The following is a 25,342-nucleotide window of genomic DNA, read 5'->3' on the forward strand; positions in this document are numbered from 1 at the left end:
TTCAATGGCTCGTTGCTTTTTTATGGAGAAGCAAGATTGTCCAGCGCTTTCGAAAACACGATATTCGAAGACCCGATTCTGAACGTTATCCACCTTTTAAACTCCATTGCCCAAGAAAACCCGGAGGCCATTTCCCTGGCCTCAGGTCGACCGGATGATGAGCAGTGCGACCCCTCTCTCATTGACAGGGGATTGGCCCGTTACAGGCAACACGTTGCCGACACTGACCATTCACTTGCGACACTGCTCTGTCAGTATGGAAAAACCTCCGGAATCATCAATGGAATCCTCGCCGACTATTTGCAGGTGGATGAAGGGATAAAGATTCTTGATCCTGAAAGTATTGTGGTGTGCATGGGCTTTCAAGAGGCGTGCACCTTGGCGCTCTTATCGATCTTTGAGAGCGGCGGTGTTCTATTAGTGCCGGATCCTGTGTTTTCCGGGATTACGGGCATCGCAAAACTGCTAAGAATAAAAATCCTACCCATTCCCATGGCGACCTTTCTCGACCCCGCGGCCCTGCGCAAGTTAGCCGAAGAGCTTGAGTCCAGAGGGGAAAAGATCAAGGCACTGTACGCAATTCCGGATTTCAGTAATCCCACCGCTGACAGCCTGTCCTATCACGACAGACGAGCGATGCTTGCATTAGCCAAGGAAATGGATTTTTTCATCCTGGAAGATACTGCCTACAGTTACTTCAGGTACGAAGGAGAGAAGACGCCGTCGATGAAGTCGATCGACAGCAGTCGAGTGTTCCTGCTTGGGTCATTTTCAAAGTCGATTTTTCCGGGTTTGCGCATGGGTTACGTGGTCGCTCCAGAGGGAGCCGGGGTTACGCCCTTCAGCGCCAGGCTGTGCAAGGCCAAGAGTTTGGTCACGGTCAATACCCCCGCCCTCTGCCAGGCTGTTGTCGCAGGCTTACTGATCGAGAACAATTATTCGCTGAAAAGGCTGAACCAACCCAGAGTCTTGTCTTACACCCAAAAAAGAGACCACATGCTTGAATGCCTTGAGCGTGAATTTCGACCCTGGGTTGATGCCCAAAGAACGCTTACGTGGAATCAACCGGCCGGCGGCTTCTTCATCAACATGCACCTGCCTTTCGCCTTTGGATATTCTGAAATGTGCGAATGCGCCAAGCATTTCAAAGTCATAGTGTTTCCCACGTCCTTATTTTCACTGACCAACGACGCGGTTAATCAGGTCAGGTTGTCGTTTAGTAATGCGACAGCATCCGACATCACAGAGGCGATAAGCCGTTTCAGGGCGTACGTCGAGTCTAGAACTCAGTAAAACGTCCCCTCGTGGACCGCAGGGGACTGCATCATTCACTGGCGGAGAGCTCAGGCTCCCGTAGCCAACATGACGCCAGTGGCTACCTGGTAGGCTCCCAGGACGGTAATGGTTGCCCCGGAAAGATAGTTGATCAACTTAAGCTTCGACTCGGCGATCCTGGCCTTGAAGATGGAGGAGAACCCGCTCAACCCCAACCACCAGGCAGCCGACCCCAGAAAGATACCGGTCACCATGGGCAGCACAGAGTGTTGACTGCTTTGATCATTGACCATGCCGTCACTCAGCGCGGCAAATATCGCGATGAACGACAAGATCGTCATTGGGTTCGACAGGGTCAAAAACAGCGTGGTCGAATAGGCTTTGAACATGTTGGCGCGCTCACCCGCCATGGCAGTTGCACCGCCCTTCGATCGTATTGTTTGATAACCGATGTAGGCGAGGAACACACCGCCAAAAATACACAACCAGGGTTTAAAGCTAATAAGTGTCGCGATGATGGCGGTGACACCCAAGGCACCGATGAATCCATAGATCGAATCGGCCGTGGCAGCCCCCAACCCTGTCGCGAAACCGGCTCTCCAGCCAAGCATGAGACTTCTCTGTATGCACAACAGCCCAATGGGTCCCACAGGGGCTGCAATGCACAACCCAATGACCATTGATTTAACGAAAATCAGCATAAATGCACCTCCTAATGGTTACTGGAAGGTTAGGAGAAGTGCATTTTTTTAGAAATTAATTATTAATCTTCCTCAGCGTTTTTCCGGCAGTTTTGCATGAAGTAAACCAATCTCCCCTTCATTATTAAGGCCCGCAGCGCTCTCCCCCTCAAACAAGAACAATCCGTACAAAATGCTCGTTAAAGGGCTTTGAGGGGATAGGTCATAACCTAGAGGTGAAATGGCTTTTTTTACGCGCATAAAAAAACGCCGCTCATTGAGCGGCGTTTTTTGAATTTGGAGCGGGAAACGAGACTCGAACTCGCGACCCCGACCTTGGCAAGGTCGTGCTCTACCAACTGAGCTATTCCCGCAAATGGCGTCCCCTAGGGGACTCGAACCCCTGTTACCGCCGTGAAAGGGCGGTGTCCTAGGCCACTAGACGAAGGGGACACGCTGCCCGGAACACATGGTGTGTGTTCCAGTGCCCAGATCCGTATCCAAAGATACCGGTTCTGGTTTCACTCAGCCCTGCTCGAAAGCAACGCTGTTTAAAATTGGAGCGGGAAACGAGACTCGAACTCGCGACCCCGACCTTGGCAAGGTCGTGCTCTACCAACTGAGCTATTCCCGCATTGGCGTCCCCTAGGGGACTCGAACCCCTGTTACCGCCGTGAAAGGGCGGTGTCCTAGGCCACTAGACGAAGGGGACACACGTACAACATTCACTGCTTATCGCGTTTGGCTGAGTGCTTTACGCTGTAAGTGGCGCGCATTCTATGGATGGATTGGAAGGTCGTCAACCCCCAGATATAAATTTATTTAAATCAATGACTTCGACCGGTTTAAGGCCGTTTAGCAGATTTTGCCCGTCCGGTCTCTGGCGCCTATATTCCGCCACTCGCCAAGACGTTATAGTCGCGCCCGACAAATAGTGGCAATGTGCATCCATCTGCGCCGCGTTGCCTGTGAACGCACGACGCCCGTCTAATGTCGGTGCACGGGCCTATGCGCTTAAAAGCCAAGCCACTACACTCATAACATGCGAACCCTAATAAAGAGGTCTTACCGGTGACACCACTCATGATCACCCTGCTCGTTGTAGCCGGGATCGCACTGTTGATCGCCATCGGCTACATGAACCATGTGGTGGAGAACAACAAACTGGAAAAGGCCCGCACCAAGGTGGAACTTAACGACCGCCTGCGTCGCTGTGGCGAGCTCACCGAAACCTTCCCCGGCCAGTTGATGACCCCGGCCCTGAAGTTGCTGATGACGCGCCTTGAGCTCAACGTTTGCCAGCGCTTGTTGAACCTGGAGAAAACCAACGCTGGGGTCAAGGCGCGCCTTGAAGAACTGAACGCGTTGGCTGCCCAAGGTGAGTCGATCCCGGTGAACAATCCACCGGCACCGATCCTGACCGAAGCCAAGGCCAAGGACGTGCGTTTTCTGCTCGAAGCCTTGCACGGCCAGATCACCCGCGCCGCCCAGGACGGCTTTCTGCCTGCCAACGAAGCCAAGCGCTGGATTCGCGAAGTGCGGCACATTCTGGTCCTGCTGCACATCGAGTTCTTCAACAACCTCGGCCAACAAGCCTTGCAGCAAGAACAACCGGGGCAAGCCCGTCTGGCGTTCGAGCGCGGCGTGCAGTACCTGCGCAAACAACAGGAACCGCAGGCCTACGCCGAACAACTGGCCTACCTGGAGAAACTCCTGGCTCGCGCCAACTCCATGGTCCTGGCCAAGACCCAACCTGTGGAAGGCGAAGTCAACCAGTTGACCGAAGGCTTGAAGGAAGACGAGGACAACGACGAGTGGAAGAAGAAGAAGGTTTACGACTGAAGCGACTCAAGCTGGCATAAGTGGCGAGGGAGCTTGCTCCCGCCGGGTTGCGTAGCGGCCCCATTTTGCGACCGCTGCGCAGTGGTACAGGAGCAAGCTCCCCCGCCACAAAAGCGCCCTCACCACATATGTCTTGAGTTACCGACGCTTCACAACCTGAAATGCCCCACCATCCCCTTCAATTTGACACCCAGCTGCGCCAGCTCAATACTGGACGCGGCATTGCCCTGCATCGCCAGGGAGGATTGATCGGCACTGGCCCGAATACTGGTGACGCTGCGGTTGATCTCTTCGGCGACCGAACTCTGCTGCTCGGCCGCAGCCGCGATCTGCTGATTCATCTGTTGGATCAACGACACCGCCGCCGCAATGCTTCCCAGGGCGCTTTCAGTCTGCAGTGCATCGCTGACCGCCATTTTTACCAGTTCGCCGCTGCTCTGGATCTGCTGCACGGAAGTGTGGGCCGCTGAGCGCAAGGCGCTGACCAATCGCTCGATCTCCTCGGTGGACTGTTGCGTGCGCCTGGCCAGGGCCCGCACCTCATCAGCCACCACCGCAAAGCCCCTGCCCTGCTCGCCAGCCCGAGCCGCTTCGATGGCGGCATTGAGCGCCAGCAAGTTGGTTTGCTCGGCCACACTCTTGATCACCGTCAGCACCGTGCCGATGTTCTGAATCTCGGCGCTGAGGCTTTCGATACTGGTGCTGGCTGAAGTGGCCGAATCGGCCAGTTGCTCGATGCGCACCATGCTCTGACGCACCACCTGCTGGCCGCTCTCGACTTTATCGTCGGCAGTCTGGGCCGCTTGGGCCGCTTCTTCGGCATTGCGCGCCACGTCATGGACCGTGGCGGTCATCTGGTTCATGGCCGTGGCGACCTGTTCGGTTTCTTCCTTCTGGCTGCTAACCTCCAGATTGGTCTGCTCAGTCACGGTCGACAACGACTGGGCGGAGTTGGCCAACTGTTCAATACCCGCCTGCAATCCGCTGACAATACTGCTCAGACCGGCGCCCATCTGTTGCATGGCCAGCATCAACTGGCCAATTTCGTCCCGCCGCGTCACTTCGACCGTCGCGCTCAAGTCGCCCGACGCGATCTGCTGGGCCACGCGAATGACGCTGCGCAACGGCGCAACGATCAGCCGGGTAATGACCCACGCCGCGATCAGCCCCACCAACAGCGCCAAGGCCGAGGAACCGATAATCAGCAGCGAGTTCTTTTTCAACTCGGTCCGCATCGCTCCGTCCTCTGCACCGTAGGCTTGGTCAACGCGTTCCACGACTTGGGCGGCTCGTTCGTGCAGTTGCTGGTAGACGATTTTTTCCTTGGCCAACAGGTCGGTGTATTCGGCCAGTTGCTGGTTGAACCCGGCGATGTGCCCGGCGACTTCGTTAAGCACGGTCTGGTAACCCGGGTCCTTGACGACGGCTTTGAGCGCTTCGGCCTGTTTCATGGCCTGCTCGGCCTGCTCGATGTTGCCTTGCCCGGCCCCCTCCTCACTGCCTTTGCGGCTTTGGTCCAGACGAACCCGGGCTTCGTTCATGGCCTGCAGCATCAACCGCGACACTTCGCTGACCTGGTTGGCCTGCTCGATGAATTCGGAGCCCTCCTTGCCTTCGGTGTCTTTCAAGGTATAGGCGCCATCATCCGCCAACCCCGCCTGCAGCACATCAAGGTTATTGGCGACGCTGGACACCGACCAACTGGCCATCTCCAGCGCGAGATCCTTGCTCTGGCTCAACCCGACAAACTCGTCGAACGCCTTGCGATACGCCACCAATGCCTGCTCCACGTCGCTCATCACCGGGACATTGGCAGCCGACTGCGCCTTAAGCTCATTTGCCATGGCGATCAGCTCGTCGACGCCCTTGCGCAAGGCATCGGCCACCTTGGCGTCGGAGCGCAAAGCATATTCCTGTTCCAGCAGCCTGACCTTGAGCAGCCCGCTGTTCAGGGAAGACATCTGCTTGAGCCCCTCAAAACGGTGGCTGATGGTCTGCAGGGACCAGACTCCGATGGCCGCTACCACTGCGGTGAGCAACAGCACCAGGACGAACCCGATACCCAGTTTCTTTGCCATACCCAGGTTGGCAAAACGTCCTTGCACGGCCGAAATCATTGCGCTCAGTCCTCTGCCAGTGTGTGTTGATTGCAGATTCGCAACGAGACGCCCTGCAACACAAGATGCTGGCGTCGGAATAATGGCAAAAAGCTACAGCCGCGTCGTTTTCAGGACACTCAAGGTCGATCCAGAGCTGCGGCCTGGAAAAATGCTTGTGCCCTGGGGTCCAATGCGTAGGCCACGTTGATCCGTAACCAGTCACTGTTGGCGCCCGAAGGGCTGAAGGCGGTACGCGAAGACAGCAGCACGCCGAACCGCTTGGCCAAGCGTTGTACTCCAGCGTAGTCACACATTGGCGGACGTGCCCAGATGAACAGCCCGCCGACCGGCTTGCCAAAGATTTCCCAGTCGGCGTCTTCCAGTACCTGCAACACCGCGGCCCGGTCACCATTGAGACGTTGCCGCTGGCGCTGGACCAGTTTTCGATAGGCACCGTTGGCCAGCAGGCTGGCAAGCACCGACTCACAGAACCGCGAGCCGCCCATACTGGTAATGCCTTTGACCTCGCTCAGGCGCGCAATGACGGACGGCCCCGCCGCTACAAAACCGACGCGCAACGAGCTGCTCAGGGTTTTCGAGAAACTGCCAACATAGACCACGTCGGCGTCCAACGCTGCCAGCCGGGCCCGCGCCGAACCCTGGAAATCAGCATAGACATCGTCTTCGATCACCAGCATGGCGTGTTTTTTTGTCAGTTGTAGCAGCCGCTGGGCAATGGCCGGCGCCAGGCTGCTGCCAGTCGGGTTGTGGCAGGCGCTGTTGACGAACAGGGCGCTGGGCCGGTGCGTCGCCAGAATCCGCTGCAGAGCATTGACATCCGGGCCACGCGGGGTTCTGGGCAGTTCGATCATGTCGATCTTGTGCAGCCTGAGCAGCTCGAACAGCTTCGAATGACCGGGGCTCTCCACCACGACGCAGCAGCCCGGCTGTAACAGTGTCCGCACGATCAGGTCCAGCCCATGGGTGGCCCCGGTCGTGGTCATGATCAGGTCTTTATCGGCCTCGATATTGAGCAACTTCAGGCGCCGGGCCAGTTGCTCACGCAAGGCAGGCAAGCCCAACGGCGTGCTGTAGTTGAACAGCCCGGCCATATCGGTGCGGGTGACCTGACGAATCGCATAGCCCAGGTCATCGCTTTCACGCCAGCTCTCGGGCAGCCCGCCGCCCCCCAACGCCAGCGCCGATGGCGAGCTGTCGGTCAAATGCCCCCGGATCGACGGTGCGTCTTGCGCTCGGGGTTCGCCGATGGATTCGTGCCCGAGCGAAGGCGACGGGGCGACAAAAAAACGCGAACCGTGACGGGACGCCAATAGCCCTTGGGCCACCAGGCGTTCGCACGCCTCATTGACACAGGACTGGCTGAGCAGATTCTCCCGTGCCAATTGCCGGATGGATGGCAAGCGGGTACCCGGTTGTACCGCATCCTGTCGGATCCAGCCCGCCAGCCCGTCGACAATTTGCTGCACGACGGGCACCAGGGCCTGTCGGTCGATTCTCAATTCCATGAGTAACCAAGCTCCTAAGCGTTTGTTTTATTTCCGGAAACAGTTAAGCACAGGCCGCCGCCAGACGATGTAAGACAACATCACCAAAACCGCCGATTCTCACTCCTTGAAACACATTGACGGTCCTTTCCAGGGATTTTTCCGCCGCCCAAGAAAAAGCCCGCAACCAGTGCGGGCTATGTCCTACAGTCTCAGCAGACCGTCCTCAGAAAGCCGTGACCCCGCCGTCCACCGCCAGGGAATGCCCCGTGGTGAACGCTGCGCCATCGCTGCACAAGTACAGCACGGCGCTGGCGATTTCCTCGACTTTACCAATACGTCCCACGGGGTGCATGGCGTTGGCGAACTCGCCTTTTTTCGGATCCGCCTCATAGGCTCGGCGGAACATGTCGGTGTCTATCACCGCCGGGCAGACCGCATTCACGCGGATTTTCTTCTTGGCGTACTCGATGGCCGCCGACTTGGTCAGACCGATCACAGCATGCTTGGAGGCCGCATAGATGCTCATCTTCGGCGCCGCCCCCAAACCAGCCACCGAGGCTGTATTGACGATCGCCCCGCCGCCTTGGGCCAGTAGCAATGGCAGTTGGTATTTCATGCACAGCCAGACGCCCTTCACATTGACCCCCATGATCGCGTCGAACTCATCGACGGTGCCATCGGCCAGCTTGCCCTTCTCGATCTCGATCCCGGCGTTGTTGAAGGCGTAATCGAGGCGACCGTAGGTATTGACCACTTCGTTCATCAGGTTCTGCACGTCGCTTTCCAGGGTCACATTGCAGCGCACGAACACCGCCTCGCCGCCCGCATCTCGAATCGACTGCACCGTGCCCTCGCCGCCCGCCACGTCCAGGTCTGCCACCACTACTTTCAGGCCCTCTGCCGCGAACGCCAGGGCAGTGGCGCGGCCAATGCCTGCGGCGGCGCCCGTTACCACGGCGACCTGCCCGGAAAACGTCATGCTCATTGTCTGTTCCTCGAAGAATGCGGGGGATGTCGCCAGTCTAGCCACAGGTCCCGATGACGCGGCAGCACTATCCAATTGCCGTTTGAGCATTCATGAGCCGCAGTGATAAGGCCCCCGGGCGAACTATCACTGTGTTGGATCGAACTGCATTCGCTGTATCAGCAAACCTTGCGGCAAAGGCTTCGAAGGTCTATCAACAAGGCTTCATTCATCTTGAGTGCCAGCCATGACTGCCCAGACCAATCGCCAGTTCCTGCTCGCCAAACGCCCGGTGGGCGCGGCGACCCGCGAGACTTTCACCTATCAACAAGTACCGGTCGGCGAACCGGCAGCCGGTCAGATCCTGGTAAAGAACGAGTATTTGTCCCTGGACCCAGCCATGCGCGGCTGGATGAACGAAGGTAAATCCTATATTCCACCGGTCGGCATCGGCGAAGTGATGCGGGCATTGGGTGTCGGCCAGGTGATCGCGTCGAACAACCCTGGGTTCGCGGTCGGGGACTACGTCAACGGTGCGTTGGGCGTGCAGGATTATTTCCTCGGCGAGCCAAGAGGTTTCTACAAGGTCGATCCGAAACTGGCGCCGCTGCCACGTTATTTATCCGCGCTGGGCATGACCGGCATGACGGCCTATTTCGCCCTGCTGGACGTCGGCGCGCCCAAGGCCGGCGAAACCGTGGTGCTATCGGGTGCCGCCGGTGCTGTGGGCAGCATCGCCGGGCAGATCGCCAAGATCAAAGGCTGTCGCGTGGTGGGCATCGCCGGCGGGGCCGACAAATGCAAGTTCCTGATCGATGAACTGGGCTTCGACGGCGCCATCGACTACAAGAACGAAGACGTCCATGCCGGCCTCAAGCGCGAATGCCCCAAAGGCGTGGATGTGTATTTCGATAACGTCGGGGGCGACATCCTCGACGCCGTGCTCAGCCGCTTGAATCTCAAGGCTCGCGTAGTGATTTGCGGCGCCATCAGCCAGTACAACAACAAGGAAGCGGTGAAGGGTCCCGCCAACTACCTGTCGCTGCTGGTCAACCGGGCGCGCATGGAAGGCTTCGTGGTCATGGACTACGCCGCGCAGTTTGCCGCCGCCGGGCAGGAAATGGCCGGGTGGATGGCCAAGGGGCAGCTCAAGAGCAAGGAAGACATCGTCGAAGGGCTGGAGACGTTCCCCGAGACACTGACCAAATTGTTCAGTGGGGAGAATTTCGGGAAGTTGGTACTCAAGGTCTGACCCAAACAACTGTGGAATCTGGTGCTCAGGGCCTGACACAAAACAACTGTGGAATCTGGTGCTCAGGGCCTGACACAAAACAACTGTGGAATCTGGTGCTCAGGGCCTGACACAAAACAACTGTGGAATCTGGTGCTCAGGGCCTGACATAAAACGACTGTGGGAGCGAGCTTGCTCGCGATGGGGCCGTGTCAGTCAACATTGGTATTGACTGACACACCGCTATCGCGAGCAAGCTCGCTCCCACATTAAGGATCCTCGGTGTCAGGTCAGGCCAGTTCGGCCACCACTGCCGCCAATGCCTTGGCCGGATCAGCCGCCTGGCTGATCGGACGGCCGATCACCAGGTAATCGGACCCCGCGTCCAGCGCCTGGCGCGGGGTCAGGATACGGCGTTGATCATCCTGGGCACTGCCCGCGGGACGAATCCCCGGGGTCACCAGTTGCAGCGACGGATGAGCCGCTTTCAAGGCGCTGGCTTCCAGGGCCGAACAGACCAAGCCATCCAGGCCGGCCTTCTGCGCGAGCGCCGCCAGCCGCAGCACTTGCTCCTGAGGCTCGATGTCCAGGCCGATCCCAGCCAAGTCCTCGCGCTCCATGCTGGTCAGCACGGTCACGCCGATCAGCAGCGGTTTCGGGCCGCTGCGCTGATCCAGCACTTCACGACAGGCCGCCATCATGCGCAGGCCACCAGAGCAATGCACATTGACCATCCACACCCCCATCTCCGCGGCCGCCTTGACGGCCATGGCGGTCGTGTTGGGGATATCGTGGAATTTCAGGTCCAGGAACACTTCGAAACCCTTGTCGCGCAGGGTGCCGACGATTTCCGAAGCACAGCTGGTGAACAGTTCCTTGCCGACTTTGACCCGGCAGAGCTTGGGGTCCAACTGGTCGGCCAGCTTCAGGGCGGCGTCACGGGTAGGGAAATCCAGGGCGACGATAATGGGCGTCTGGCAGGCGGACATGAGCGGGCTCTCAGGCAAGTCGAAATCGGCGCGCATTGTAGCGGAACCAGCGCCGGTGCGGGACCCAATGATCGGTAAATCATCATCGCGTCCAGAGCAGCATGGCCGATACCGGCCTTTGTGTCTAAGACGATACATTCATGACATGCGTACAACACGCCGGCACGCTACCGTCTGGCGCCGCAACCCGTCCTTTCAGCGCTTCACGCCTCGCGGCACGAAGCCTATGCTGAAGCCTCAACCTCGCCGCCTTCTTTGCGGTTGGCAGCCTACCTGGCAGATGATGCATCCATGCAGAACACCCCTGTTGCAAATTCTGACGATCAAAAAGCGCCCGACGATGACAAGCGCTGGAGCACCCGCGCACTGATCGTCGACGACGATGTGCCGATCCGCGAACTGCTGATCGATTACCTGGCCCGTTTCAGCATACGCGCCAGTGGCGTGACCGATGGCGCAGCGATGCGCCTGGCGATGCAAGCCGAGCATTTCGACGTGGTCGTGCTTGACCTGATGCTGCCGGGTGAAGACGGCTTGCAACTGTGCCGCTGGTTACGTTCCGAATCGGACATCCCAATCCTGATGCTCACCGCCCGCTGCGAACCTACCGATCGCATCATCGGCCTGGAACTGGGCGCCGACGACTATATGGCCAAGCCGTTCGAGCCCAGGGAACTGGTGGCACGGATCCAGACGATCCTGCGCCGCGTACGTGACGACCGCACCGAACAGCGGGCCAATATCCGGTTCGATAACTGGCGGCTCAACAGCGTGCTGCGCCAACTGATCTCCGCCGACGGGTTGGTGGTGCCACTGTCCAACGCCGAGTTCCGTCTGTTGTGGGTCTTCATCGAACGGCCGCGCCGGGTGCTCAGCCGCGAGCAACTGCTGGACGCTGCCCGAGGTCGGTCCATCGAGGCGTTCGACCGCAGCATCGATCTGCTGGTCTCGCGCCTGCGCCAGAAACTGGGCGACGACCCGAAGGCACCGCAACTGATCAAGACCGTACGCGGTGAAGGCTATCTGTTCGACGCCCGGGACATCGGCTGATGCGATTGCGCCTGGACTCCCTGTTCGGCCGTCTGTTTGGCGTGCTGTTGCTGGCGATCGTCCTCGCGCATCTGTTGGCGTTCGCCTGGTTTTCTCACTATGACAAGCCACCACATCCCGGACCACCGCCGAAGTTTTCCCAACAAACCGAAGGGCCGCCACGCTTTGGTCCGCCGCCCAACCGCCGTGAGCGCCCCTGGTTCGGTGGGCCGGTGGTGCCGCTGACGTTCCAGTTCGTGTGCCTGATCGTGGCCGCCTGGTACGGCGCCAAACTGCTGACCCGGCCAATCCAGCGCCTGAGCAATGCCGCCGAACGCCTGAGCGAGAACCTCGACAGCCCGCCGCTGGAGGAAACCGGTCCTCGGGAAGCGCGACAGGCGGCCCATACGTTCAACCTGATGCAGCAGCGGATCCGCGAACAGGTGCAGCAGCGCTCGCGCATGCTCGGCGCGGTGTCCCATGACCTGCGCACCCCGCTTTCGCGGCTCAAGCTACGCCTGGAGCAGATCGATGACCTCAAGCTGCAAGGCCAGATGCGCCAGGATCTGAACGACATGATCGGCATGCTCGATGCCACCCTCACCTACCTGCACGAACAGCGCACCAGCGAAGCGTTGCAATGGATGGACGTGCAAGCCTTGGTGGAGTCGTTGAGCGAAAACGCACAGGACCAGGGTGCCGATGTGCAGGTCAGCGGTTTCTGCGCTCCACTGCAGGTGCAGCCGATGGCCCTGCGCTCGTGTCTCAACAACCTCATGGACAACGCCCTGCGCTACGCCGGCCATGCATTGATTACCCTGGAAGACAAGCATAAGCAGGTGCAGATTCGCGTCATCGATCATGGCCCTGGCATTGCGGCGGACAAACGCGAAGCCGTGTTCGAGCCGTTCTATCGCTTGGAAGGTTCGCGCAACCGCAATTCCGGTGGCGTCGGCCTGGGCATGACCATCGCTCGGGAAGCCGCCGAACGCCTGGGCGGGCAGTTGAGCCTGGAAGAAACGCCAGGGGGTGGGTTGACGGCGGTGGTCAGCCTGCCTCGCGCCTGAGAACACACCTCCCACCTGTGGGAGCGAGCTTGCTCGCGATGGCGCCAGCACATTCAACATGAATTGCAAGCTGACCCACCGTTATCGCGAGCAAGCTCGCTTGTATGTTTAGACTTGAAGGGGGGCCGGGGTTGATCCGAAGGTTTGTACCCCCACCGGTACAAACTCCACACACCCACGACAACTGTCCCGCCGACGCTGCATAAGCCGGTGCACCCACCGGCTATTCCAGCCCAAGGAGAGCGCCCATGATCGGTAGCGTCAGCAGTTACTCGACCTATACCAGCACCAGTAGTAACGCGACCAGCAGTGCCCGCAGCCAACAGTTTCAAAAGGAATTGCTTAGCAAACTCGACAGTAACGGTGACGGTTCGGTAGCTCAGGAGGAATTGAGCAGCGCCCTGTCGCAGAAGAGCGACGACGGTATCCTGGTCACCTTGAGCGAAAATTTCGGTGACCTGGACAGTGACAGCAGTGGTGACTTGAGCAGCGAGGAAATGGCTGCGATGGCTCCGCCACCTCCTCCGCCACGGGACCAGGCGCCGGATACCGAACTGGCCGATGCGCTGCTCAGCGCCTTGGACGCCGACGGTGATGGCGCGATCAGCAGCGATGAATTGAGCAGCGGCCTGACCAGCGCCGGCAGCAGTGCCGACAGTCAGCAAGTGTTCTCGGTCCTGGACAAGAATGAAGACGGTACCGTCAGTGCCGACGAACTCGCCGCCAGCCTCGCACCACCGCCTCCACCGCCGCAACAGGCCTCCAGCGAAGAGCTGTTCAGCCAGCTCGACAGCGATGGCGACGGCAGTGTGACCTCCAGCGAACTGACCAGCGCCCTGCAGGCCAGCGACAGCACCTCCACGAGCACCGACACCAGCGCGATGCTGATGAAAGCACTCGACGGCGACAGCAGCGGCGAGATCGACAGCGATGAGTTCAACAGCGCCTTGCAGGCCGGACGCAGCAGCGACAGCTCCACCGACCAGGCCAATGTCAGCCAAGCGCTGAACAAAATGATCGCCAACCTCAGCCGGCAATACTCGCTGGATAACGTCGCCACCGTGGGCAAACACCTGAACGTGGCGACTTGATTCACCCGTACACCTGGCCCTTCGGGAGCCAGGTTCGCCCATCTGGATCGAAGCTCACTTGTAGCGAGGGGATTTATCCCCCGCTACAGCAAGCTCCCTCGCCACAGGTGCTTGGCATTCAGACTACCGCGCCTGGCTCTTGCTCCAATCCGTCAGCAAGCTGTACGCCACCGCCAGCAAGGTCGGGCCAATGAACAGGCCGATGAAGCCAAAGGCAATCAACCCGCCAAACACCCCCAACAGCACGATCACCAATGGCAGGTTGCCGCCTCGGCTGATCAGATAGGGCTTGAGCACGTTGTCCACGCCACTGATGATGAAGGTGCCCCAGATACCGAGGAACACCGCCATTCCGTATTCGCCCTTCCACGCCAGCCAGGCCGTGGCGGGGATCCACACCAGGGGCGGCCCCATGGGAATCAGGCTGAGCAGGAAAGTGACGATGCCCAGCACCAGCGCCCCCGGCACCCCAGCGATCAGGAAGCCGATCAACGCCAGCACGGCCTGGGCCGCCGCAGTGCCGATCACGCCGTTGACCACTCGTTGCACCGTACCGGCCACCAGTTCGATGTAGTAACCGGCACGGTCACCAATCAGGCGCTCCAGCAACCCGTGGACGAATACCGCCAGTCGTGGACCGTCACGATAGAAAAAGAACACGAACACGATGCTCAGGGTCAACTCGAGAATGCCGCCGCCGATCTGCGCACTGCGGGCCAGCAGCCAATTGCCGACTTGCCCCAGGTACGGCTTGATGGACACCATCATCGCCGCACCCTGCTGGTCGATGCTGTTCCAGATACCCACCAGCCGCTCGCCCACCAACGGTACGCCGGCCAGCCAGGTCGGGGCTTCGGGCAAGCCATCGACCTGCACGTCCTTGATGAATGCTGTGGCATCGCGCACATGGTCGGCTAGGTTGAAACCAAGCCATACCAGTGGCACTGCCACCAACAGCATCCAGCCCATCGTCAGCAATGCCGCCGCCAGGGATTCACGGCCATTGAGCCAGCGGGTCAGCAGGCGCATCAGCGGCCAACTGGCAAACGCCAGCACCGCTCCCCAGAACAGCGCCGACCAGAACGGTGCCATCACCCAAAGGCTTGCGCCGAACAACACCAGGAGCAGGATTTGCACCAATAGCCGATCGTTATTGAGCATGTAAAGTCTCGAAAAATGGACAGGGCCCAGGGTCACGGCGTGAAGCCCGCCACCCGAAACAGCTTATCGCAGCAACTCAAAGTGCAGGCCCGCCGCATCGCCACGAGCATCTTCCATTCGCGCCGCCCGGACACCCTGGTCAATCAGCGCCTGACGCCAGCTCTCGGCCTGCGGGCCGGCGATACTGACGCGCAGGCCCGTGTCCAGGTTCAACGCCCGGGACAGCAGGCGCAACCAGGTCTCGTCCGGCTCACCGGCAAGACGCGGCAAGTCCAGCACCCCGGTGTCCTTGAGCTGACGTAACAGCGTGGCCGAGGTCGGTAGCAAATCCCCCAGCGTCGCGTTCGATTCGAACTGCTCGACATGCAGGTAGGCCTTGCGGTTACCGCGGGTGATACCGTACAGCGCGATCAGCGTGTTGTCCGCCGGTGGCGCCAGGCGCAACAACAGATAAGCCTGACCATTGTCGGCACCGTAGAGCTTGGAGTTGCCGAAGACTTCGTTGGCCCACAGGCTGCTTTCGCCGCAATCACGGGCCTGGCACCAGAACAGCAACTCGGCACCCTGTTTCTGCAACGCTTCGCGAGCGGCAGTAAAGGCCTGGGTGGCGGAGTGCTCCGGTGGCAGCTCATAAGTGACCGACGTGACATTGCCACGGCCATCGACCTGGCCGTCGAAGCGCAACTGGCCACTGATCTTGCGGATCGAGCCCATGGGGTAGACACGTTCCAGGTCGCTGGTTTGCCGGTAATCGACGATCTGCGCATCGGCCATGCGTGGCACCCGTTCCAGATCGTGACTGCCGGGCACATCGACGGCAAACGACCTCGGACTGAAGCATGCCAGCGCCAGCAGGGCGAGTGAATAATGAATGGATAATTTCATCGGAGCGGCTTGGCCTGAGTCTCGACGACGAAACGGACGTCTTCGAGGTGCCGCGAGGCGGGTAAACAGAGATCTGTCATGGTTGTCTCCCTTTCAACCCGCCCAGCCTCGACAGTTGCCCGGCGCAAGTCAAGGAACGGTGAAGAACCGATTGAAACAGTCTGCTACAAGCGCCGCACCGGCTTCGTCGTTCAAGTGCAAATGATGGCCGCCGGGCAACTGCTCATGACTGAAGGGTAGACGTTCCAACAGCTCAGGGTGCTGGGCGAGCATGCCCTCGGCCGCCACCACCAGATGCGCAGGACAAGCGACCCGCGCCACGAACGCCATTGCCTGCTCATCGGTCAGGCGTAATGGCGATGGCAGGGTCAGGCGGTTGTCGGTGCGCCAGGTATAGCCCCCCGGCACCGGCATAAGGCCGCGCTGGGCCAGCAACTCGGCGGCCTCGCGGCTGACTGCCACCAAGCCCTTCATGCGCGCTTCGATGGCCCGGTCGAGGGTTTTGTAGACCGGCTTGCGTTTTTGCTGCAAATCCAATTGTGCTTGCAGGGCCATGCCCATGCGTTCGGCGGCGTTATCGCCTTTGGCTGTCGGAGGAATCACGCCGTCGATCAGGCCCAGGTGCGTCACCCGCTCTGGCAAGGAGCCGGCCAGCACCAGCGAGACAATGGCGCCCATGGAGTGCCCCAACAGGGCGAACCGCTTCAAGCCCAGTTGTTCGGCGACTTGCAGCACATCATGGGCATAGTCCCACAGGGCGTAGCCAGCACCGGGCGGCCGATGCCCGGAGTAACCGTGGCCGGCCATGTCCAGGGCAATCACCCGCAGGCCCGCAAGCCTTGGAGCCAGGCGGGCGAAGCTGTTGGCGTTGTCCAGCCAGCCATGCAGGGCAATCACCGGCCGCCCGTCTTCCGGGCCAAACAGGTGAGCCGCCAGTTCGATGTGGGGCAGGCTCAGGCGGACTTCTTCGACCCCACTCATCGGCTGTGCCCTTCCCAACGCTGGAACAGTTCCTTGAGCAGGTTGGCCGTGTCTTGAGGCCGCTCCAGAGGGAACATATGACCGCCGGGCATGCTCAGGGATTCGCCATGGGGCATGCGCCCCACCGAACGGGCGTGATGACGCATCACCACCCGACTCTGCCGACCGCGCACCACCGCCAGCGGCACTTTGAGCTTACGGGCCCGCCCCGGGCTGGTGTGGGGCACGCCACGGTAGATGCTGATTTCCGTGGCCGGGTCAAAGCGCAGCCGCAAGCGGTCACCGACTTGTCGCAGGCCATGTTGCAGGTAGGCGTCGAAACACTCCGGGTCAAAACCACGAAACAGTGTCTTGCCGGCGAAATACTGCCGGGCCGATTCCAGGTCAGCGAACTCTTCGCGACGCCCCAGGGTCCGGCCGGCCGGGGTCAGGCGGTCGATGAAACCCAGGCGCTTGGCGGCCAGGATGACCCACTGGTCGGCGCGGGTCAGCACCGGCGAATCGAGCATGACCACGCCACGGTACAACTGCGGGCAACGCAGAGCCGCGTGCAGGTGCAGGACACCGCCCAGGGAATGCCCAACGCCCCACACCGGCTCCGGTTGCTGCTCCAGGTGATGGATGAGTTCATCCACCAGGTTGTGCCAGTTGTCGTCCACCGGGAAACGCGGGTCATGACCGTGTAATTCCAGATGCGCAACCTGGTACTGCGGCGCCAGCGCGGCGAACAACTTGCCGTAGGTGGCCGAGGGAAAACCATTGGCGTGGGCGAAAAACACCTGTTGCGACATGACAGCCGATCCATTGCGAGAACTGGGCCTGATTGTCCGCAGAACCCAGCGACGCGGCAATGACCGTAACTGACAGGAATGATGACAGTCGGGGTTGGGCTATGGGGTTGTATAAGCTGCGAAACCTGTGGCGATGGGATAAATCCCCTCGCCACAAAAGCCTCGCCTGCCCCGACAGGTTAGCCAGCCTCAACGCGCCGGTGGTTGCTCGCCCAGCGGCACCACGGCCATGGTCAGGCGCGATACGCAGTTGACCTTGCCCTCGTCGTTGGTCAGGCGGATGTCCCAAACCTGGGTGGTACGGCCCAGGTGCACCGCCCGGGCCGTGGCCGTCACCCGCCCGCTGCGCACACCGCGCAGGTGGTTGGCGTTGATCTCCAGGCCCACGCAATAGAACTTGCTGGCGTCCACACACAGGTAGGCGGCCATGGACCCGACCGTTTCGGCCAGCACCACCGACGCACCGCCATGCAACAGGCCAAACGGTTGGTGGGTGCGGTGATCGACGACCATGCTGGCGGTCAGGGACTCCTCGTCGAAAGACTCGAAGCGAATGTCCAGAACTTCGCTGATGGTGTTCTTACCGGCGGCGTTCAGTTTCTCGATGTCGGGGGGGGTGCGCCACAGACTCATCGTTGCCCTTCCTCTGTTATTTTCAGGGAGCTCAATCCTATGGGTGCTTGATGCCCTTGAGCATCATCGCCCCCGCCAACGGCAGGTCGCCTTCCAGCTCAGCCAGGCCAGCCGTTTTCACCTGCTCGGGTTGTTGCAGATGACCGTGTTGCAGCAAGCCCAACAAGCTACCTACCAGTGGGTTATGGCTGACCAGCAGCACATCGCCCTGATCATCGAGGTGTTCCAGGACTTTCTGCGGCCGGGTGTCCGGCGTGAGCCAATCCACCGTGATCAGTTCCGGCTGAAGCCCCAGGGCTTCGCGCACCAGGCCCGCAGTCTGCTGGGCACGCAGGTAAGGGCTGGCATAAATGGCGGTCAGCGGCTGGCCGATCAGGTGCGCGGCACTGCGCAATACTTCTTCGCGACCATGGGCGGTCAGGGCCCGGTCGGGATCGGGGCGGGCGCCGTAAGGCTCGGCTTCGCCATGGCGCAGTACCCACAGTTTCATAGCTTTGGCTCTTCGTCACGAACCGGATGCGGGGCTGGCGCGACGACGTGAGGCGCCTCCCCCTCCGGCGCGCGCGGGGTCGGCCAGTCCGCGAACGGCCAGGGTTTCTGGTCGCTGTGGAAGGTGCCGAAGCGACCGATCTGGGCCAGGAACTGGCTCAGGCTATCGCCGAAGTTCATCAGGCTGGCGCTGGGTGCGCCGTAGATCAGCCGATAGATCAGTTGCACCAGCACCACGGCGCCAAGCATGAACTGCGCCACCTGCCAGACCAACAGATAAATGACCATCCACAACACACGCAGCAGGATGGATTCGTATTGAGGCTGCCCTTTCGGATCGTTCATAGCTCGCTCCTGCTTGCGCTCGATAGAGGCTCAGTTGAAACCGCTGGTGGAAATGAAATCGACGTCGGTCTTCGGTTCGCCACGCATCAACAGTTCGATCACCTGTTCCAGCGTGCGCCCTTCGAACAGAATCGCATGCAGCCCCGCGACCAGCGGCATGTACACCCCGGCCTCCTGGGACTTGGCCTTGAGCACCTTGAGGGTATTCACCCCTTCGGCCACTTCACCCAGGCGCGACACGGCCTCGTCCAGGCTCAGGCCTTGGCCAAGGGCGAAACCGACCTGGTAGTTGCGGCTCTTGGGCGAGGAACAGGTGACGATCAGATCGCCCACTCCGGCCAACCCCAGGAAGGTCATCGGATTGGCACCCTGGCTGACGGCAAAGCGGGTCATTTCCGCCAACGCCCGGGTGATCAGCATGCTCTTGGTGTTCTCACCCATGCCCAGCGCTACCGCCATGCCAGCGATGATTGCATAGACATTCTTCAGCGCCCCGCCCAGCTCTACCCCAAACCGATCGGCGCTGGCGTAGACCCGAAAAGTACGGCCATGGAGCGCGGCCTGGACCCGCTGGCACAGTTCTTCGTCTTCGCTGGCGACCACCGTGGCGGTCAAGGCGTGCTCGGCGATTTCCCGGGCCAGGTTCGGCCCGGAAATCACACCGATCCGCGCCTTGGGGGCGATTTCCTCGAGGATCTCGCTCATCAGCTTGAAGGTCTGGGCCTCGATACCTTTGGTCAGGCTCACCAACAGCTTGCCGCTCAAGCGCTCGGCATGCGGTGCCAGGACCGAGCGCAAGGCACTGGAGGGCAAGGCGACGAAGAACAGCTCGCAAGCATCGAGGGTCGCCTGCAAGTCGGTGACCGGCTCCACTTCCGGGCGAATCTTGATGCCCTTGAGGTAACGCGGGTTCTCACGGTTGACCCGGATGGCCTCGGCCTGCTCAGGGTCACGCATCCATTGGCGTACCGAGTGGCCATTCTCGGCCAGCAGGTTAGCCACGGCGGTACCGAAACTCCCCCCCCCCAGGACCGCAATCGGGCGCTGTTCAGTCATATGCAATCCGTTCATCCATACCAAGTGGCAATGCCGGGCATTATACGGAGCGGCCAGATCGCGACCAGCCCCGGCAACAATTACCCGCAGGTGTAGCAAGCTGACCACCAATTCCTAGGAAAATGCTGTCAACGTGAATGGAAAAGTCGTTCAGCTCAGTTAACATGCCCGCCATCCTTCCATTTTCAAAGGTTGTTCCGTGCCCGTCGGCCCCTCCCGTTCAGGTTCGTCACTGCTATTGGCGCTGATCATCAGCCCGCCAGTGCTGGCCGACGACTTGTTCGTGGACAGCCAGGCCCTGCCGCAAGTGCTGACCGCCACACGCCTGAAACAATCGCCGGCGGCGGTGCCGGGCAGCATGACCGTGCTCGACAGCGAATTGATCAAGGCCAGCGGCGCCCGGGACATCAGCGAACTGCTGCGCCTGGTGCCGGGCATGATGGTCGGCAACATCAGCGGCAACCAGGCCACCGTGAACTACCACGGCACCAACGCCAGCGAAGCCCGCCGCATGCAGGTGCTGATCGATGGCCGCTCGGTGTATCGCGCCGGCCTGGCCACGGTGGACTGGAGCGACATTCCGGTGGCCATGGAAGATATCGAGCGGATCGAAGTCTTTCGCGGGCCCAACACCGTCAGCTACGGCGCCAACGCGCTGATGGCAGTGGTCAACATCATCACCCGCGCGCCCGCCGACAGCCACGGCACCCGGCTGAAAATCACCCGGGGCCAGCGTGGTATCAGCGATTGGTACGCCAGCCAGGGCAGCGGCTGGGAGGGCGGCGATCTGCGACTTTCGCTGTCCGGCCAGGAAGATGACGGCTTTGACAGCGACCGCAACGGCGCCGATTACCGCGACAGTCGTCGCTTGAACCGCTTCAACCTGTCCGTCAGCCAGACATTGAACGAGCAGCAAAGTATCGATTGGCAATTGAACGCCAAGGACGGGACCAATCAGCGGCCCTACACCTACCATCCAGTGTTCGCTGGGATTACAGCCGCTGGCGACAATTCCGACGTCATTGCCAAAGACTACGCCGGTTCGCTGCGCTGGAACCTGGACCTGGACCCCGACCACAGCCTTTATGTACAGGGCTCGATCCAGCACTGGGATCGCCAGCAGACCTGGCGCGCCTGCGACGCCGAGGTGTCCTTCAGCCCGCAACTGACCGACCTGTGGCAGCTCAACCCTTACTATGCCGAGAAGCTGGCGCGCAATATTCCCAGCTACCTCGGCAGCGGCGCGCCAGCCGGCACGCCACAGGAACAAGCGCTGGCCAATCAGGTGCTCGACCAATGGCGCAACGGCGCCTCGCAAACCCTGTGCGGCGATATCGACCAGAGCGCCCGGGAGTCGCGCTACGACCTGGAAATCCAGGACACCCTGAGCCTGTCCGACAGCCTGCGCCTGGTCACCGGGGCGAATTACCGCTATGACCGGGCCGACTCCGAGACGTATTTCAACGGCACGCTGGACGACACCACCTGGCGGCTGTTCGGCCAGCTCGAATGGCGGGCCAGCGAACACTGGCTGTTGCAGGGCGGGGCGATGTTCGAAGACACCCAACTGACCGGCAGCTCATTGACCCCTCGGGTGGCCGTCAACTACCTGATCACCCCGCGCCATGGCCTGCGGGCGGTATATTCCGAAGCCGTGCGCTCGCCGGACATGTTCGAGAACAACGTCAACTGGAGCTATCAGGTCACCAACCTGCAACCCACCGCCTTCGGCCAGAGCAGTGCCCGGTACTTTGTCCGGACCCGCGGCCCGGGGAACCTGGAACAAGAGCACATGCGCTCTCGGGAACTGGGCTACAACGGTTATTTCATGGAGCTGGGCCTGACAGTCGATGTGAAGCTGTTCCATGACGAAATCACCGGCATGATCAGCGAGCCGCTGCGCAACAATCAGTACATCGCCAGCAACAGCAACGAATCGCAATTCTCCGGGGCCGAGACCCAGGTCGACTGGCGCCTGACCAGCGCCGACCGCCTGCGCCTGACCTACGCCTACGTCGACGCCCTGGCCAGCAACCCCCTCGACGAACAACTGACCGCTCGCAATAGCGGTTCGGTCGGCTGGCTGCGGGATTGGGGCCAGGGCTGGAACAGTGCGCTGTTCTATTACGGAGCCGACGCCCTGAACGGCTATCGCTTCGAACGGGTCGACACCCGCCTCGCCCGGCGCATCCCGCTGGGCAAGGCCAGCCTGGAACTGGCCGGGGTCATGCAACAACGCCTGGACAACCAGCCGACGACGTTCGTCGACAACCGCTATGACGACCGTCATGTCCTGTATTTCAGTGCGGAGTTGTCCTTCTAGATGTTCCGGGGCCAACCACGCAAGACGCCATTGCATGGCCGCCTGGCGCTAGCGCTATGCCTGGTGTTTGCAGGGCTGCTGGCGACGATCGAGGCACGCGCCGCCGACATTCTGCTGACCGGCGCCGAGGATAGCCCTGCCGTGCAGTCCTTTACCCAGGCACTAAAAGCCCTGCGCCCCGAGGACACTGTGCGGTTCACCCCACTGGCCGGCTTGCCGGCGCCGGACAAGTTGCCAGGCAATGTCCGCCTGGTCCTGCTCGACCTGCCCAGCCTCGACTGGCGCCTGCAAGAAACCCGCGGGCCGGCCACGCTGGTGCTGCGCATCAGTCGCCAGCAAGCCCGGGATCGCTGGGGCGAGGCGACACCCGTGCACCTGAGCCTGCTGTGGAGCGACCCACCCATGGTGCGCCAGCTGCGGCTGATCCGCGCAATCCTGCCGCAGGTGCGACGGGTGGGCGTGCTGTTCGACGGGCACAGCGAGTTTTTGCTCAAGGACCTGCGTCAGGCCGCTCTGCCGCTGGGCCTGGAGATCGTGGCCGAGCGCTGGGACGACACCAGCGACAGCCGCCCCTTGCAAAACCTGCTGGGCCAGAGCGATGTGCTGCTGGGCCTCGACGATCCCGACCTGTACAACCCCAAGACCGTGAAAAACCTCTTGCTCAGCAGCTATGCCCGGCAACGTGCGCTGATCGGGCCGAGCGCCGCTTTCGTCAAGGCCGGTGGCCTGGCCAGTACCTACAGCGACCAGGACGATTGGCTGGCGATTCTCGACGAGCTGCTCGACCGCCCCGCCACCACCTGGCCGCGCACCCTGTATCCGGCCCGCTTCAAAGTCCTGAGCAACCGGCAGGTCGCCCGCTCATTGGGGATCGAGCCGATTGACGCCGAATCCGTCGCTGCAACGTTGGCCGAAGGAGAACACCGCCCATGACCTTGCGTCGCCGTTGGGACATCAATACCCGCACCCAGCTCATCGCCCTCGGCCCGGCGTTGCTGCTGACCGTGCTGTTGATCAGCTTCTTTACCTTCGTGCGAATCCAGGACCTGCGCCAGGAACTCAATCACACCGGGCAACTGATCGCCAACCAACTGGCCCCTGCCACGGAATACGGGGTGATTTCCGGCAACAAGGAGGTGCTGGAAAGCCTGCTCGCCGCCACCCTGGCGACACCCCACGTGCGTTTCCTGGAGATTCAGGACAACACGGACAAGGTGCTGGTGTACGTCGAGCAGTCCGAACAAACCCACGACCGAGCTCAACAGGTAGAAGTGTTCCAGGCCCCGGTTCGCCTGCAACGTATTGCCCTGAACAATGATTTCCTGCAAGGCAACAGCACTTCAACCGAGGCGTCCGGCGAGGATTATCTGGGCCGGGTGATCGTCGGCATGTCCAGTGACGCCTTTAGCCAGCGCCAGCAGGAGATTCTGTTCAAAGCCGCCATCCTTGCGCTGTTCGCCCTGCTGTTCACCTTCCTGGTGGCGCGGCGCCTGGCGGCGAACCTGTCCCGACCGATCCGCGACATCGGCAACGCGGTCAAGGCGATCCAGCAAGGCGACTACAGCACGCCGTTGCCCATCGTTGACGACGGCGAACTGGGCGCCTTGTCGCGGCATATCAACAACCTGGCCGACGGGCTGGAGCAAGCCAGCCGGGAACAGCACCAGGCCATGGCGCAACTGATCAAGACCCGGGAAGAAGCGGAAAAAGCCAACAGCGCCAAGTCCGAGTTCCTGGCGATGATGAGCCATGAACTGCGCACGCCCATGAACGGCGTACTGGGCATGCTGCAACTGCTGGAAACCACCCGCATGACCGACGAGCAGCATGAGTACACGGCGCTGGCGTGCGAATCCACCGAGCACCTGTTGAAGGTGATCAACGACATCCTCGACTTCTCGCGCATCGAGCGCTCGGCCCTGGAGCTGGAGCACATCCCGTTCAACCTGGCGGAGCTGGTGGGCAGTTGCGCCCAGTCGTTCCAGCACAGCGCCGCACAACGCAAACTGGCGCTGGAGCTGCTGATTCCCGAGGACATGCAGGCCCTGCAGGTCCAGGGCGATCCGACGCGCATCCGGCAGATCCTAGTGAACCTGATCGGCAATGCACTGAAATTCACCGAGCAAGGCCGTATCACCGTGCAGTGTCAGTGGCAGGCCCTGGATCACGAACTGCTGTGGTTCACCTGCACGGTACGTGACAGCGGCATTGGTATTCCGACCGAAAGCCTGGAGCGCATGTTCGACGCCTTCCAGCAGGCCGACAGTTCGATTTCCCGGCGTTACGGCGGCACCGGCCTGGGCCTGCCGATCGCCCGCACCCTGGCCGAACGCATGGGCGGCACACTGCGGGCTCAGAGTGAAGAAGGCCAGGGGTCGGTGTTCACCCTCGAGATCCCGCTGGCCCGCTCGCGGCAAATCCCACCCCCGCTGGTGCCGCGACTGCCCAGCGGCAAGGGCGACGGCGAGGGCCGCAATGTGTTGCTGGTGGAAGACAACCCAGTGAATCAGACGGTAATCGAAGCCATGCTGCGCAGCCTGGGCTTCACCGTCAGCGTCGCCGTCGATGGCGCCCAGGCCGTGCGCAGCGCCGAAAGCCTGATTTTCGAAGCGATCCTCATGGATTGCCGGCTGCCCATTATCGATGGCTACGAGGCCACCCGGCAGATCCGTCAGTTGCCCGGTTGTGCCGAGGTGCCGATCATCGCCCTGACCGCCAATGCCTTGCAGGGCGACCGCGAAGCCTGCCTGGCGGCAGGTATGAACGATTACCTGGCCAAGCCGTTCAAAAGAGTTGACCTGCAGCAAATTCTGCAACGCTGGGTGCATTAGTAGCCGGTGTGACTGGCGTGAAAGGCGAAAGTGCGGCAGTCTTAGGCACCCGAACAAGCCTCGATTGGGGCT

22 protein-coding genes and 4 tRNA genes are annotated in these 25,342 nt (G+C 61.0%); 9 read left to right on the forward strand and 17 right to left on the reverse strand.

Going from position 1 to position 25,342, the window contains the following annotated elements; genetic code table 11:
* The first annotated feature begins 36 nt into the window (after positions 1–36).
* The gene (locus SGN16_RS21295) at positions 37–1,293 is read left to right on the forward strand and encodes a PLP-dependent aminotransferase family protein (RefSeq protein ID WP_335945269.1); all 1,257 of its coding nucleotides are present in this window, start codon (positions 37–39) and stop codon (positions 1,291–1,293) included.
* A gap of 50 nt (positions 1,294–1,343) precedes the next feature.
* Here the strand turns inward: SGN16_RS21295 and SGN16_RS21300 are convergent, their stop codons facing one another.
* The 5 genes from SGN16_RS21300 to SGN16_RS21320 all read right to left on the reverse strand — a co-directional run bounded on the left by SGN16_RS21300 (position 1,344) and on the right by SGN16_RS21320 (position 2,667).
* Positions 1,344–1,976, reverse strand: a complete 633-nt coding sequence (locus SGN16_RS21300) for a LysE family transporter (protein ID WP_335945270.1) — start codon at positions 1,974–1,976, stop codon at positions 1,344–1,346.
* A 277-nt stretch (positions 1,977–2,253) separates the two neighbouring features.
* Positions 2,254–2,329, reverse strand: a tRNA-Gly gene (locus SGN16_RS21305).
* Between the two features lie 3 nt (positions 2,330–2,332).
* A tRNA-Glu gene (locus SGN16_RS21310) sits at positions 2,333–2,408 on the reverse strand.
* Positions 2,409–2,513: 105 nt separating this feature from the next.
* Positions 2,514–2,589 (reverse strand) — tRNA-Gly (locus tag SGN16_RS21315).
* Between the two features lie 2 nt (positions 2,590–2,591).
* A tRNA-Glu gene (locus tag SGN16_RS21320) sits at positions 2,592–2,667 on the reverse strand.
* A 371-nt stretch (positions 2,668–3,038) separates the two neighbouring features.
* Here SGN16_RS21320 and SGN16_RS21325 point away from each other — a divergent pair.
* Positions 3,039–3,797: a hypothetical protein gene (locus SGN16_RS21325; protein WP_210639864.1), complete on the forward strand. Its 759-nt coding sequence runs from the start codon at positions 3,039–3,041 to the stop codon at positions 3,795–3,797.
* Positions 3,798–3,946: 149 nt separating this feature from the next.
* Here the strand turns inward: SGN16_RS21325 and SGN16_RS21330 are convergent, their stop codons facing one another.
* The 3 genes from SGN16_RS21330 to SGN16_RS21340 all read right to left on the reverse strand — a co-directional run bounded on the left by SGN16_RS21330 (position 3,947) and on the right by SGN16_RS21340 (position 8,389).
* Complete coding sequence (locus tag SGN16_RS21330) at positions 3,947–5,914, reverse strand: methyl-accepting chemotaxis protein (RefSeq protein ID WP_210639865.1); 1,968 nt, start codon at positions 5,912–5,914, stop codon at positions 3,947–3,949.
* Positions 5,915–6,033: 119 nt separating this feature from the next.
* Positions 6,034–7,422, reverse strand: coding sequence for a PLP-dependent aminotransferase family protein (locus tag SGN16_RS21335; RefSeq protein ID WP_335945271.1), 1,389 nt, complete (start codon positions 7,420–7,422; stop codon positions 6,034–6,036).
* A 205-nt stretch (positions 7,423–7,627) separates the two neighbouring features.
* A complete protein-coding gene (locus SGN16_RS21340; RefSeq protein WP_335945272.1) occupies positions 7,628–8,389 on the reverse strand; it encodes an SDR family oxidoreductase in 762 nt (253 codons plus the stop codon).
* 226 nt (positions 8,390–8,615) lie between these two features.
* On the opposite strand from SGN16_RS21340, the gene SGN16_RS21345 reads away from it, so the two are divergent.
* The gene (locus SGN16_RS21345) at positions 8,616–9,620 is read left to right on the forward strand and encodes an NADP-dependent oxidoreductase (RefSeq protein WP_053189650.1); all 1,005 of its coding nucleotides are present in this window, start codon (positions 8,616–8,618) and stop codon (positions 9,618–9,620) included.
* Between the two features lie 269 nt (positions 9,621–9,889).
* Here the strand turns inward: SGN16_RS21345 and pyrF are convergent, their stop codons facing one another.
* Positions 9,890–10,588 carry an orotidine-5'-phosphate decarboxylase gene (pyrF, locus tag SGN16_RS21350; RefSeq protein ID WP_160893102.1) on the reverse strand — a complete coding sequence of 233 codons (699 nt, stop codon included), beginning with the start codon at positions 10,586–10,588 and terminating at the stop codon, positions 9,890–9,892.
* Positions 10,589–10,879: 291 nt separating this feature from the next.
* Here pyrF and SGN16_RS21355 point away from each other — a divergent pair, with 291 nt between their 5' ends.
* The 3 genes from SGN16_RS21355 to SGN16_RS21365 all read left to right on the forward strand — a co-directional run bounded on the left by SGN16_RS21355 (position 10,880) and on the right by SGN16_RS21365 (position 13,775).
* Positions 10,880–11,638 carry a response regulator transcription factor gene (locus SGN16_RS21355; protein ID WP_210639869.1) on the forward strand — a complete coding sequence of 253 codons (759 nt, stop codon included), beginning with the start codon at positions 10,880–10,882 and terminating at the stop codon, positions 11,636–11,638.
* Complete coding sequence (locus SGN16_RS21360) at positions 11,638–12,684, forward strand: HAMP domain-containing sensor histidine kinase (protein WP_335945273.1); 1,047 nt, start codon at positions 11,638–11,640, stop codon at positions 12,682–12,684. The genes SGN16_RS21355 and SGN16_RS21360 overlap by 1 nt, the downstream gene beginning before the upstream one ends.
* A gap of 248 nt (positions 12,685–12,932) precedes the next feature.
* On the forward strand, positions 12,933–13,775 hold the full coding sequence (locus SGN16_RS21365; protein ID WP_335945274.1) for an EF-hand domain-containing protein: 843 nt from the start codon (positions 12,933–12,935) through the stop codon (positions 13,773–13,775).
* A gap of 123 nt (positions 13,776–13,898) precedes the next feature.
* Here the strand turns inward: SGN16_RS21365 and SGN16_RS21370 are convergent, their stop codons facing one another.
* The 8 genes from SGN16_RS21370 to SGN16_RS21405 form a co-directional block, all read right to left on the reverse strand.
* The gene (locus SGN16_RS21370) at positions 13,899–14,936 is read right to left on the reverse strand and encodes an AI-2E family transporter (protein ID WP_210639872.1); all 1,038 of its coding nucleotides are present in this window, start codon (positions 14,934–14,936) and stop codon (positions 13,899–13,901) included.
* 63 nt (positions 14,937–14,999) lie between these two features.
* Positions 15,000–15,821, reverse strand: a complete 822-nt coding sequence (locus tag SGN16_RS21375; RefSeq protein ID WP_335945275.1) for a DUF4892 domain-containing protein — start codon at positions 15,819–15,821, stop codon at positions 15,000–15,002.
* 129 nt (positions 15,822–15,950) lie between these two features.
* Positions 15,951–16,802 (reverse strand): alpha/beta hydrolase, encoded by an 852-nt coding sequence (locus SGN16_RS21380; protein ID WP_335945276.1) that lies wholly within the window; start codon positions 16,800–16,802, stop codon positions 15,951–15,953.
* Complete coding sequence (locus SGN16_RS21385) at positions 16,799–17,593, reverse strand: alpha/beta hydrolase (protein WP_210639875.1); 795 nt, start codon at positions 17,591–17,593, stop codon at positions 16,799–16,801. Before SGN16_RS21385 ends, SGN16_RS21380 begins: the two co-directional genes overlap by 4 nt.
* Positions 17,594–17,782: 189 nt before the next feature.
* Positions 17,783–18,226: a hotdog fold thioesterase gene (locus SGN16_RS21390; protein ID WP_210639876.1), complete on the reverse strand. Its 444-nt coding sequence runs from the start codon at positions 18,224–18,226 to the stop codon at positions 17,783–17,785.
* 37 nt (positions 18,227–18,263) lie between these two features.
* The gene (sixA, locus tag SGN16_RS21395; RefSeq protein ID WP_335945277.1) at positions 18,264–18,716 is read right to left on the reverse strand and encodes a phosphohistidine phosphatase SixA; all 453 of its coding nucleotides are present in this window, start codon (positions 18,714–18,716) and stop codon (positions 18,264–18,266) included.
* Entirely contained in the window at positions 18,713–19,060 is a 348-nt protein-coding gene (locus SGN16_RS21400; protein ID WP_210639878.1) for a DUF4389 domain-containing protein, read from the reverse strand. Before SGN16_RS21400 ends, sixA begins: the two co-directional genes overlap by 4 nt.
* Before the next feature lie 30 nt (positions 19,061–19,090).
* Entirely contained in the window at positions 19,091–20,116 is a 1,026-nt protein-coding gene (locus tag SGN16_RS21405) for an NAD(P)H-dependent glycerol-3-phosphate dehydrogenase (protein ID WP_335945278.1), read from the reverse strand.
* A gap of 199 nt (positions 20,117–20,315) precedes the next feature.
* Between SGN16_RS21405 and SGN16_RS21410 the strand changes: the two genes are divergently transcribed.
* Genes SGN16_RS21410 through SGN16_RS21420 form a run of 3 tightly spaced genes read left to right on the forward strand, consistent with a single transcriptional unit; the run spans position 20,316 to position 25,270 of the window.
* Positions 20,316–22,439, forward strand: a complete 2,124-nt coding sequence (locus tag SGN16_RS21410) for a TonB-dependent receptor (RefSeq protein ID WP_335945279.1) — start codon at positions 20,316–20,318, stop codon at positions 22,437–22,439.
* Positions 22,440–23,372 (forward strand): ABC transporter substrate-binding protein, encoded by a 933-nt coding sequence (locus tag SGN16_RS21415; protein ID WP_335945280.1) that lies wholly within the window; start codon positions 22,440–22,442, stop codon positions 23,370–23,372.
* Entirely contained in the window at positions 23,369–25,270 is a 1,902-nt protein-coding gene (locus tag SGN16_RS21420; RefSeq protein WP_210639881.1) for an ATP-binding protein, read from the forward strand. The genes SGN16_RS21415 and SGN16_RS21420 overlap by 4 nt, the downstream gene beginning before the upstream one ends.
* The last annotated feature ends 72 nt before the right edge of the window (positions 25,271–25,342 follow it).

It is taken from the genome of Pseudomonas sp. G166, assembly GCF_037027455.2.
Lineage (GTDB): Bacteria > Pseudomonadota > Gammaproteobacteria > Pseudomonadales > Pseudomonadaceae > Aquipseudomonas.

Coding starts and splice junctions, on each gene's coding strand:
- SGN16_RS21300 (WP_335945270.1), bottom strand. CDS start 1,976: ATGCTGATTTTCGTTAAATCAATGGTCATTGGGTTGTGCATTGCAGCC.
- SGN16_RS21325 (WP_210639864.1), top strand. CDS start 3,039: ATGATCACCCTGCTCGTTGTAGCCGGGATCGCACTGTTGATCGCCATC.
- SGN16_RS21330 (WP_210639865.1), bottom strand. CDS start 5,914: ATGATTTCGGCCGTGCAAGGACGTTTTGCCAACCTGGGTATGGCAAAG.
- SGN16_RS21335 (WP_335945271.1), bottom strand. CDS start 7,422: ATGGAATTGAGAATCGACCGACAGGCCCTGGTGCCCGTCGTGCAGCAA.
- SGN16_RS21340 (WP_335945272.1), bottom strand. CDS start 8,389: ATGAGCATGACGTTTTCCGGGCAGGTCGCCGTGGTAACGGGCGCCGCC.
- SGN16_RS21345 (WP_053189650.1), top strand. CDS start 8,616: ATGACTGCCCAGACCAATCGCCAGTTCCTGCTCGCCAAACGCCCGGTG.
- pyrF (WP_160893102.1), bottom strand. CDS start 10,588: ATGTCCGCCTGCCAGACGCCCATTATCGTCGCCCTGGATTTCCCTACC.
- SGN16_RS21355 (WP_210639869.1), top strand. CDS start 10,880: ATGCAGAACACCCCTGTTGCAAATTCTGACGATCAAAAAGCGCCCGAC.
- SGN16_RS21360 (WP_335945273.1), top strand. CDS start 11,638: ATGCGATTGCGCCTGGACTCCCTGTTCGGCCGTCTGTTTGGCGTGCTG.
- SGN16_RS21365 (WP_335945274.1), top strand. CDS start 12,933: ATGATCGGTAGCGTCAGCAGTTACTCGACCTATACCAGCACCAGTAGT.
- SGN16_RS21370 (WP_210639872.1), bottom strand. CDS start 14,936: ATGCTCAATAACGATCGGCTATTGGTGCAAATCCTGCTCCTGGTGTTG.
- SGN16_RS21375 (WP_335945275.1), bottom strand. CDS start 15,821: ATGAAATTATCCATTCATTATTCACTCGCCCTGCTGGCGCTGGCATGC.
- SGN16_RS21380 (WP_335945276.1), bottom strand. CDS start 16,802: ATGAGTGGGGTCGAAGAAGTCCGCCTGAGCCTGCCCCACATCGAACTG.
- SGN16_RS21385 (WP_210639875.1), bottom strand. CDS start 17,593: ATGTCGCAACAGGTGTTTTTCGCCCACGCCAATGGTTTTCCCTCGGCC.
- SGN16_RS21390 (WP_210639876.1), bottom strand. CDS start 18,226: ATGAGTCTGTGGCGCACCCCCCCCGACATCGAGAAACTGAACGCCGCC.
- sixA (WP_335945277.1), bottom strand. CDS start 18,716: ATGAAACTGTGGGTACTGCGCCATGGCGAAGCCGAGCCTTACGGCGCC.
- SGN16_RS21400 (WP_210639878.1), bottom strand. CDS start 19,060: ATGAACGATCCGAAAGGGCAGCCTCAATACGAATCCATCCTGCTGCGT.
- SGN16_RS21405 (WP_335945278.1), bottom strand. CDS start 20,116: ATGACTGAACAGCGCCCGATTGCGGTCCTGGGGGGGGGGAGTTTCGGT.
- SGN16_RS21415 (WP_335945280.1), top strand. CDS start 22,440: ATGTTCCGGGGCCAACCACGCAAGACGCCATTGCATGGCCGCCTGGCG.
- SGN16_RS21420 (WP_210639881.1), top strand. CDS start 23,369: ATGACCTTGCGTCGCCGTTGGGACATCAATACCCGCACCCAGCTCATC.